The 1,055-nt window shown below is 72.1% G+C and carries 1 protein-coding gene; it reads right to left on the reverse strand.

Features of this window, described 5'->3' with window-relative positions:
* Positions 1-68 precede the first annotated feature (68 nt).
* The coding region (locus tag ACYVE9_RS28060; protein ID WP_461030697.1) for an RNA polymerase sigma factor at positions 69-1,055 on the reverse strand (987 nt) is incomplete at its 5' end.

Genomic DNA, 1,055 nt, shown 5'->3' on the forward strand with positions numbered 1-1,055 from the left:
CGGCCACCGCGGCCGGCCGGGCGGACGTGCCGGGGGACGGGACCGTCGCGGTCCCCGCCGGCGGCGGGTCAGTCCAGGTAACCGCGCAACTGGTCGGCGTAGGTGTGGTCGCGCAGCTTGCCCAGGGTCTTCGACTCGATCTGCCGGATCCGCTCCCGGGTGACGCCGAATATCCTGCCGATCTCCTCCAGCGTGCGCGGGCGGCCGTCGGCCAGGCCGTAGCGGAGCTGCACCACCTTGCGCTCGCGTTCCCCCAGGGTGGACAGCACCGCGTCCAGGTGTTCCCGGAGCAGCAGGAACGCGGCCGACTCCACGGGGGAGGGCGTGTCGCCGTCCTCGATCAGGTCGGCGAGGTGGACGTCGTCCTCCTCACCGACCGTGGTGTGCAGCGAGATCGGCTCCTGGGCCAGCCGCAGCACCTCCGCGACGCGCTCGGCCGGCAGACCGAGGTGGGCGCCGACCTCCTGCGGAGTGGGTTCGTAGCCGCGCTCCTGCAGCATGCGTCGCTGCACCCGGATGACCCGGTTGATCAGTTCGACCACGTGCACCGGCACCCGGATGGTGCGTGCCTGGTCGGCGAGGGCGCGCGACATGGCCTGCCGGATCCACCAGGTGGCGTACGTGGAGAACTTGTAGCCCCGGGTGTAGTCGAACTTCTCCACCGCCCGGATCAGCCCGAGATTGCCCTCCTGCACCAGGTCGAGCATGGTCAGGCCGCGTCCGACGTAACGTTTGGCCACGGACACCACCAGCCGCAGGTTGGCCTCCGTCAACCGGCGCTTCGCCATGCGGCCCAGCACCACCAGGCGGTCCAGGTCGTGCGCGAGCCGCTCGTCGAGGTCCGTGCCGCGGGTGAGCTTTTCCTCAGCGAACAGACCGGCCTCGACGCGGCGGGCCAGCTCCACCTCCTCGGCCGCGCTGAGCAGCGGGATGCGGCCGATCTCCCGCAGGTACTGCCGGAAGAGGTCGGCCGAAGGGGCGCCGGTGTCGGCGAGCACCGTCCGCCGTTCCGGCGCCGCTGCCGGTTCCTCCACGGGCCCGTCCGCCGGCTCCGC

This window comes from Streptomyces sparsus (genome assembly GCF_054776295.1).